Source organism: Neobacillus niacini, assembly GCF_023715785.1.
Taxonomy (GTDB): Bacteria; Bacillota; Bacilli; order Bacillales; family Cytobacillaceae; genus Neobacillus; species Neobacillus niacini_E.
In genome coordinates this window covers 1-285 of sequence record NZ_JAMBOX010000110.1, presented here as the reverse complement: position 1 = coordinate 285, position 285 = coordinate 1, and the positions used below count along the sequence as shown (strand labels likewise).

1 rRNA gene is annotated in these 285 nt (G+C 41.4%); it reads left to right on the top strand.

Features of this window, described 5'->3' with window-relative positions:
• The first annotated feature begins 166 nt into the window (after positions 1-166).
• Positions 167-283, top strand: a 5S ribosomal RNA gene (gene rrf / locus M3234_RS29065).
• The last annotated feature ends 2 nt before the right edge of the window (positions 284-285 follow it).

The window sequence follows — 285 nt, the reverse complement described above, 5'->3', positions numbered from 1 at the left end:
CGAAACGGCCGAGAAGTTAGGAGCCGAAGCTAGACAAGTTATAATGATTATTCGGTTTACTTATACTTCTTCTGCATTATCTAGTTTTGAGGGAATGAAATTTTTATAAATTACCTCTTGAAAAATATCAAAAAGACATTATAATAAAATAGTGTCGAATAAATGGTCTGGTAATTATGGCGAGAAGGTCACACCCGTTCCCATCCCGAACACGGAAGTTAAGCTTCTCAGCGCCGATGGTAGTTGGGGCGAAAGCCCCTGTGAGAGTAGGACGTTGCCAGGCTG